General features: G+C 57.3%; 6 protein-coding genes. 1 reads left to right on the forward strand and 5 read right to left on the reverse strand.

Annotation, left to right across the window (positions count from 1 at the left end; all coding sequences use genetic code 11):
* Positions 1-266 precede the first annotated feature (266 nt).
* Positions 267-1175: a hypothetical protein gene (locus VEH04_14930; GenBank protein ID HYG24072.1), complete on the reverse strand. Its 909-nt coding sequence runs from the start codon at positions 1173-1175 to the stop codon at positions 267-269.
* Positions 1176-1338: 163 nt separating this feature from the next.
* Entirely contained in the window at positions 1339-2697 is a 1359-nt protein-coding gene (locus tag VEH04_14935) for a hypothetical protein (protein HYG24073.1), read from the reverse strand.
* Between the two features lie 490 nt (positions 2698-3187).
* On the opposite strand from VEH04_14935, the gene VEH04_14940 reads away from it, so the two are divergent.
* A complete protein-coding gene (locus VEH04_14940) occupies positions 3188-5920 on the forward strand; it encodes a LamG domain-containing protein (GenBank protein HYG24074.1) in 2733 nt (910 codons plus the stop codon).
* A gap of 139 nt (positions 5921-6059) precedes the next feature.
* Here the strand turns inward: VEH04_14940 and VEH04_14945 are convergent, their stop codons facing one another.
* From VEH04_14945 to VEH04_14955, 3 genes are all read right to left on the reverse strand, one after another.
* A complete protein-coding gene (locus VEH04_14945; GenBank protein ID HYG24075.1) occupies positions 6060-7478 on the reverse strand; it encodes a phosphoglucomutase/phosphomannomutase family protein in 1419 nt (472 codons plus the stop codon).
* 1 nt (position 7479) lies between these two features.
* Positions 7480-8187: a ribulose-phosphate 3-epimerase gene (rpe, locus tag VEH04_14950; protein ID HYG24076.1), complete on the reverse strand. Its 708-nt coding sequence runs from the start codon at positions 8185-8187 to the stop codon at positions 7480-7482.
* A 280-nt stretch (positions 8188-8467) separates the two neighbouring features.
* The coding region (locus VEH04_14955; protein HYG24077.1) for a transposase at positions 8468-8594 on the reverse strand (127 nt) is incomplete at its 5' end.

Consider the following 8594-nt stretch of genomic DNA (forward strand, 5'->3'; position numbering starts at 1 on the left):
GGATGCGTTTGGCGGAAGTGGTGAGGGAAGTCGGTGTGAAGTATCAAGCGGCTGCACAAGGTGTGAAGCGATTTGGAGTTTTATTGGCGACTGACCCGGAGCGCCAGAGGTTTGTTGCGAAGCTTCAGAAGCAATTGTCAATGTTTTAGATGCGACCCCATTGCGCGCCGCCTCGACCCCATTGCGCGCCGCCTTTATCCCGGCGATGGAGTGACGGTCGAATTTGATGCGCTCGGCTGTGGCACGTTGAGGATTTGCGACAACGTTCAAGCTCTCAGACGCGAGTCGCTTTCAACTGTTTCCCGTGGCAGCCGTATGAAACAGTTCAAGAGGTTGCGGTCGCATTGCGCGGGATGGGCTTTGACGTGTGGCATCAATTTGTCCAGGAGATATTTCCCCGCCTCCGGCCAGCGGGCGCGGGTTTCAAGGAACGTGGCCGGCACCGGAGCGCTAAGTTCGATCTGATGTCGCCACGGACCTCGATTGATAATTGTGCAAGGTATCAACGCAGCATCATGGTTAACTGCCATGCGCATCGCGCCGGTCGCCATCCGAAACGTCCAGCCAGATTGAAACGGAATGTGCATCTGCTTTCCACGCTCCGCATCGAGTGCGATTAGAAGCGGAATTCCGCGGGACAAAATCGCCGCTGCCTCCCTCAATTGATCCAGTGGAATGATCGTGGGATGATCGGAATCGCCCGCGCGGACATCCAGGAACTGCTGCCACCTTGGACGCTTCTCAGCATTTGGACCGACCACGATTGCGCCGGGAGTTCCGAAAGCCCGCAGCCAGATCCTGAGGTTGGCGTAAGGTCCAAAATGGCAGAAGGCCAGGATCACACCGCGTCGCGTCTGGCACGCCTCCTCCAAATGATGGATCCCCGAGATTGCGCAACGCCCGGCCCACTTCGGTTCAGAGAGCCGATCTTGAAAGAGTCTCAGGTATTGATTGAGGTAGGAGACCATCAGCCGATTCCGCGCACTTCGCCGGGTGGACGGCGGACGGACGCAGTCTGGCACGGAAATCCCGGTGTCGGGCGGTTTGAACAGTGTCTTGCGAAAGGCCCTCCACCAGGCAAATGGCGCCAGCACCCGATACAAACCGGGCGCTGCAAGCTTGCGCTCCAAACGACGCAGCGCATGGAAACGCCAGTGTAAAATCGAATCCTTCATCTGCCGTTCGCATAACGTGTCATTTTGCCGGGGAGTCGAAAACGCATTTCAGATGGCGATGGGATCGTGACCGTTCTAATTCTTGCTTTGCCCGGGATGGCACCCTTTCGCGGAAAGAAACGCATCACAGTCCATGTCCGCATTACGGGCATCGGCTGAATTCCTAATGATCGTGCAGACGCGGCTGACGCTTCAACCATGCTCTCGGAACAGCGACGACGCAGATGTCCATCGAATGGCCGTCAGTAGAGAGCATGGCTGACTGAAATTGAATTCGAGTTCCATCCGGATGGAAAGTTGGATGCGGATGATCGTCCGCAGTTGTTTTATGACCGGCCGTCAGCCGCATCATTTCACTGGTGCGTCGATCGATCAGCCATAGGTTGCGATCGAAATCATCTCCCACGGCCCACCTGCCATCAGGCGATCCATGGACATGCCACAATCCGCTTCCGCTTCGCGTCTGCCCGACGATCAACATTTTCCGCGTCCGCAGATTAACGATTCCCAATCCCGTGGGCCGCACCCGTGTTCCGGCCTTTCCCCAGCCGTCGTCCACGCCGGGATTGCGATGCCCCAGGATAGCCAGGGCCACTTCATCGGGTCCAATCACAGCCTCGTGCGTGACCCAGTCGAATTCCGATTCAGGGAAGACTGGCCGCAGACCCGAACCATCTGCGTTCACCGTCCATGTGCGTTGCGGCGATTTGCCGCCAGTCTCCCAGCAGAACACGATTTCGTTTGAACGCCAGGGATTGGATTGGATGTGACCGACCTGAAATGGAACGGCAATGACGGGCGCCACTTCACCCGTGGTGAGGTTCATTTTTGCAATTCCAGAAGGCCCTTCACCCATGCTTCGCGGTCCAAAGTTAGGCTCAACCTGGGTTCCTTCGGGAAGCAACCTGGCAGCCGCGTCCGCTGTCATCCTGAAGTACGCAAACTGTTCGCTGGCGTCGATGGCCAGCTCACCCCCGGCCATCTCCTGCGGGATGAGTCCAAACACCTGTTCGTAAGCAGCTGCAGGTTTCATGCGGCCGCGGGCGCTGTCGGCGAACACACCTGCGAGATCGATCGCAACCATCTGAACGGGCCCGCGAAACCGCCTTGAACGGGGACGCGCGTCACCATCGCCCGGGGAATTCGTGGCGCCCGGAGCCCGGCGCGTGAGGAAAAGCCGCATGGATTTCTGGCCAACCCACAGGGCTCCCTGATGTCCCGTTTCCGTCACCTGAACCATGACGCCGGATTTTTCGTTCACGGCGAGAACCTGCTGCGGTGCGCGTTCCGAGAAAAAGACGATCCATTGTCCGTCGGCGGTCCATTGCGGATGCGTCGGATAAATCTTCCGCTCCCCGTCCTGTGAACTCGTCAGGAACGTGAGGGGAACGCCTGTGGCAGGATCCTTGATGGTCTTCTTTTCTGAGGCAAACCGCCGCCCTAACTGGGCTTCTGCAGCGGACGAAACCAGGAGAATAAGAATCAAACCATGAACCCACGCGGGAAAAGGGTGCGGATGCATGCTGGAGTATGACGCGGAGTTTACCTCGATGCGAGCCTCAGATGTCCTGCATCGGCGAAGGCGCCTGCCCAATTAGGGGTGATCAAATCGTTTGATCCAACGCGAAGGAGGCGCTTGAGGGTGGCGTCAGGCATCTTGCCTGACGTAGAGGGCGTGCATCCTTGCCGCCCGGAAAAAACTGTTAAGCACGAGCGAGACTCCGAATCTTCTCAACGCGCTCGGCTCCGTTTGAGGTTCTTTCCACCGGGCTGGAAGCCCGGCTCCACGGCAGGCAAGGATGCCTGCCGCCACGGGACAGGTGGGGCGACGGCTGCTTTCCTTGTTGAAATCCCATATGGGCGCATGTAAAGAAGGGCACGATCCACCGCGAGCCGAAGCAAAGCCGAAGCTAAATTCCTGTTGTACCCCCCCCATGAAATCTTACGATCCGCCGCCGTTGGCCACGCGCCGCCCGCGCAACGAGAATTCCCCTGCGACCACAAGAACTTCAATGTTCTGGCAATCTGCTCCGTCCTGCATCGCGCTGTTTCTCGCCCTTGCCGCATTCTGTTTTCCGGTTTCAGCTCATGCAGAAATCAACTTCATCCTCAGCCTGACGCGAAGCTCGACGGTGTACTATCCTTGGATCACATTGACCAGCGATCCCGCGCCTGAATCCGTGCACCGCGTCGAGTCGGCGGATGGCTCATTGTGGCGCCAAACGGGCACCAATTTTGAAGGCAACGAATTCTTCTTCACGAACGATGTCTCGACGATTGTGCACACGGTTACCAACGGGCCTTGGAAGCTGTACCTGAACAAGGGGACTGCGGAGGAAAGCATTTACTACTTCACGATCTCGATGGCAGGCGTCAACTCAGACCAGTTTGGAGTGGTGGAAATTTTATATCCCGTCCAGTCCAGCGCCGGCGTGCCGCCGCAGCCGACGTTTCATTGGACGGGGCCTTCACACCTGACTTATCTGTATGTCTCGGCATCCGACAATGATTTTCTGAGGTCATTTTCCACGGATGAGATTAGCACCACCACAACCAACTGGACGCCACCCGGCGCGCTCCTTCCCGGCGACAACCAGTTCCAGGTCAGCTACGGGGCCTATCCATTCGCTGGCATAACGATTTCGACACCCACGAACTCGCTCGGACAACCCCTCGCGAACTGGACTGCGCAAGGCGATATTATTTCAACTGCATTCTCATTCTTCACCGTGACAGGGCAATCTTCCCAAGGCGGACACGTTCTCGCGGCGCATTACGAGTTCGAAGACGGTTCGATCCACACGGAGGATTTATCGCCCGCAGACAATGACATTCAATTCGGATCGAGCTTCGGCGGAGCGGTCGCGATTGTCACGAACGACGCAGCATCGGGTGAACTGGCGCTGGGGCTCGACACCAATGAGGGCAACGGCGCAGCGTGGCTGACCACCGCGGACGAATTGCTTGGGACCGTTGCTGGAAGCTTCAGCGTTTCTGTCAGGGTCAAGACGGACCAGATTTGGGGAAGCGACGACGACGACGGCTTGTTCGGCAATGCGGGCATCGTTTCCGCTTTCAATGGAGCGGGCAGCGCGTGGGTTGTTCCGATGTCGATCGCCGGCAGCAAGCTGGCGTTCGTCACGGGAGGAAGCAGCGGATGGAACACGTTGCGCTCGCAAACAGACATTAACACCGGTGACTTCGTGCACCTCGTCGTGACGCGCGATCAGATCACGGGCGAAAAGCGGATTTACATCAACGGTCAACTCGACGCGCAGGGTTTCGGCACCACGGAACTGCTGGACGAAGCAGAAGCGCTGGACATTGGTTACAACAATGGGGAGGGATTGCATGGCGTTCTTGACGACATCCAGATTTATTCCGGGGTCCTTTCCGACAGCGAAGTTGAATTTCTATTTCAGAATCCCGGGCAGACGGTTCCCGACGTGGTGGGCAACAACCTCGGAGAAGCGGTGGATGCCCCGAATCTCAGCTGGAACACGAGCATTACTTCCCCCTGGTTTCTTCAGACCGACATGACCAGCGATGGTGTGGATGCCGCGCAGAGCGGTGCCATTGGCGATGACGAGGAATCGTGGATGGAAACGACGGTCCATGGGCCCGGAACGCTGTCGTTCTATTGGGCTGTTTCGAGCGAGGAAGACGCAGACTTCCTGGAGTTATACATTGACGATTCATGGCAGAGCGCGATCTCAGGCGATTCCGGGTGGACCTTTGAAGCCTTTGAGATTGATCCAGGCCCGCACACGATCCGCTGGCGTTACGTCAAGGATGGCGTTAGCGCTGACTTCGCCGATGCGGGGTACGTCGATGATGTCATCTTTACGGCGCAGCTCCCGCCCATCACATTCTCAATTACAGTGGTCCAGGAAAAGCGGGCGCTTCACGACGACTTCTTTCCGGGACTGACCACGTACGTGGCATTCCCCAACTTGTCCTCGTCGTTCGAGCCGCTCAGTTACCATTTCCTTGAATCTCCAACAGCAGCCTTCCAGGGTTCGTTTGGACCCACGAACATGTCGAGTTCAGTCATCTTTACGAACTTCAATGACATGCTTCACAGCTTGACGAACGGCGTTTGGACCCTGTGGCTGGACAAGGATTCAGCTCAGGAGCAATCGTTCCAGTTCGAAGTTTCAACCGATTCGCTGACGACGAACACCTTCGCAACTGTCAACATTACCGTTCCGCAAAACGGTTCAACAATGGTTTCGACGAATCCAGCGTATGCCTGGACGGGTCCAGCAGACTGGGAGGAACTGCACGTTCGTGCCTGGCGCCGAACCAACGACATGAACGTGAATTACGCCTTCGGGAACCTGGCTCCAGCAGCGACCACGTGGGTGAGCGGTCCTGCCGTGCTGCCGGGGACGAATTTCTTTTCCGTTCGTTACGAGCGCACAATGGACATCTTTGACGTGACCATTCCATTTCTTGAGTTCTCCACGGGTGAATCTCGTGTCACGACAGAGGCTGTTTCCGGATTCATCGTCGGTTCTCCGCAGTCACAGCAGCCCATTGTTCTGTTGCCGCAAAACGCGGGAACGAACCTGCAGATTTCGTTTGCATCGCAGATTGGTGCAACGCACGTGATTCTTTCCCGGACAAATCTCGGGGTGGGCGTCTGGCGCACAAACCAGGTCATCGCGGGAGATGGGACCTTGAAGAATTTCTCAGTCCCAAAAACGAACGCTCAGCACTTTTTCCGGTTGCACACGTATTGAGCCGAAGGGGAGCGGCGTTCACGCCGGTTGAACGTTCTTCACGCCACTTTGGCACGGGGCTTTACGAGACGGACTGGCAGTTTCCACACGTCTCGCAAATTCAACGCGCTGCAGGCTCTGAAGCCTTCGCTCCTTGCAGTCAGACCCGCTTGGTTAATTGAACGCCCAGGCGGAGAAGTTTTTGCACATCGGCATCGTTGCGTGCCTCGGCGTAAATGCGAAGAATCGGTTCCGTTCCAGAACCCCGAAGCATCAGCCATGAGGTGTCGTTCGCGACATACTTCACGCCGTCGTAACTCTTCACATCCACGACCGGCGAACGCGCGAGCTTGTCGGGCGGATTATCCTTCAGGAACTGCATCAGCGCCGCACGTTTCTCCAGGGGGAAATGTGTGTCGATTCTCCCGTATCGGTGCGGTCCGAACTGCTTCTCCAGCGCCGAAATCATCCGCGTTACGGAAGTTTTTTCCGTCGCCAGCATTTCCAACAGAAACAGGCCGGCGGCGATTCCGTCGCGCTCCGGGATGTGCCCCGGGAAGCCAATGCCGCCGCTTTCCTCGGCGCCCAGCAACACGCCACCTGTCGTCATTTCCGCGCAGATGTACTTGAACCCGACCCCTGTCTCGACCAGTTCCAGCCCGAACGCTGAACACATCTTGTCGACCAGTGAAGTCGTCGTCAGCGCCTTCACCACGCGGCCTTTTTCCTCACGATTCACGACGAGGTGGCGGAGCAGCAGGCAGATGAGCTGGTGCGTCGAAAGATAGTTCCCCCGGCCATCCATCCCCCCCACGCGGTCCGCATCGCCATCCGTGACGAGGCAAATATCATGCGGATGCTTGCGAAGGTACGCTGCACTGCGCGCATAATTCTTTTGTATGGGCTCGGGATTGATGCCTCCGAAAAACGGATCATGCGCCGCGTTCAGCGTGGTAACCTTGCACGTGGTTCCCTTCAGCAGTTCTTCAAAGCAACCCGCTCCAACTCCAAACAACGCCTCGTGCGCAAACTTCAGTCGCGACCGCGCGATCAATTTGAAGTCAACCAGCTTCTGGATCGCGCGGTAATAGCCGGGCTTGATGTCACGAACCACGACCCGCTTGCCGCGAATCGCCTCCGCCAAGGGTTCGGTCCGAACGGCATTAAGATCAAGCATCGCCTCCACGCCCTTGCAGGTTTCGGGATCACTGGAACCGCCGTAGTGGGATTTCAACTTAAATCCATTGAATATCGGCGGATTGTGGCTGGCGGTGATCATCACGCCGCCAATGGCGTTCTCGCTCTTCACCGCAAACGAGATAGCCGGCGTTGGCGTTGGCGCGTCTGTGAGCAGCACTCGAAATCCGTTTCCCGCCATCACTTCGGCAGTGATCGCCGCGAATCGGTCGGAAAAGAAACGGCGATCGTATCCCACCACCACGCTCTTCTGCGCGTCCGCAACCGGATTCGCCTGCCAGAAATCCGCCGTTGCCTGCGCAACGCGAGCGACGTTCGCGAATGTGAAATCCTCGGCAATGACCGATCGCCACCCGTCCGTTCCAAAAGAGATCCTGCCCATGTCAAAGAGCCTTTGTGTTGGTTTGTTGTTGCAGGGTCTTGCGCCCGGTTGCTTCCACCGCCGCGAGCAGCTTGCGCAGCTTTCTGACAGCCGCCCCCATGTTGCGCTGCTTGAAAAGCGTCGTGCCGCTGACGAAATTATCCGCCCCAACCCGCGCGCATTCCACTGCTGTCTGGTGATTGATTCCGCCGTCCACCTGGATGTGAAACTTCAAGTTGCGCTCGGATCGCCATGCCGCTGCCTGCTGGATTTTCGGGAGCGTTTCGTGGATGAATTCCTGGCCGCCAAAGCCTGGATTTACGGTCATCACGAGTAACGTGTCGATCTTCTCGAGGAATGGCCTGGCGAGTGAAATGGCCGTCGGCGGATTGACCGCGAGGCCGACCTTGCAACCGAGCTTTTTGATTTTCCAGAAAAGGCTCGTCACCTGTTCGCCGAGTTCCACGTGCACCGTCATCTGGCCCGCTCCCGCCTGCGCAAATGGCTGCAGGAGAATCTCGGGACACGAGCACATCAGGTGAACGTCGAAGAACATCCTCGTCACCGGGCGCAGTGTTTTGACGAGAGCGGGTCCGAAGGAAATGTTCGGCACGAAATGCCCGTCCATGATGTCCAGGTGAAGCCAGTCCGCACCCGATCGGCTGACGCGCTCGACCTCCTTGCCGAAGCGGGCGTAATCGGCAGCAAGGAGCGAAGGCGCAATGATCATCGGCTAACCGTATTGAAACCGCGGGACGGGAGTCAATTCGGGGGTGGGACAAAAAAGAAAGAGGCTGGACGAGTCCAGCCTCTTATGAGAACAAATTTCAATTTCCATTTCGCAGCATCGGCACCGCGAATCTTTGTCATTGGTGCGGCGCCGCAGACATACGCCCTACTTCACACACAGCAACTGCATTTTTGCTCGCAACGACGCGCTTACAATACGGGATCCGCGGATCCCAGCGAGTCCCCATTACTGGGGACAATGTGTGTCCGGGCTTATATATTTAGCAAACGCAGGAAACCTGGCGGTAGGTGAGCCGTTTGTTTTCGATCAACTGGCCAAACCCTTTCAGGCGGGTGCCATCGGTTTGATGGCGGGTGTTCCAGCGGAAAGCGAATTCATTGGCGTAT

This window comes from Verrucomicrobiia bacterium (assembly GCA_035629175.1).
Classification (GTDB): Bacteria; Verrucomicrobiota; Verrucomicrobiia; order Limisphaerales; family DASXHY01; genus DASXHY01.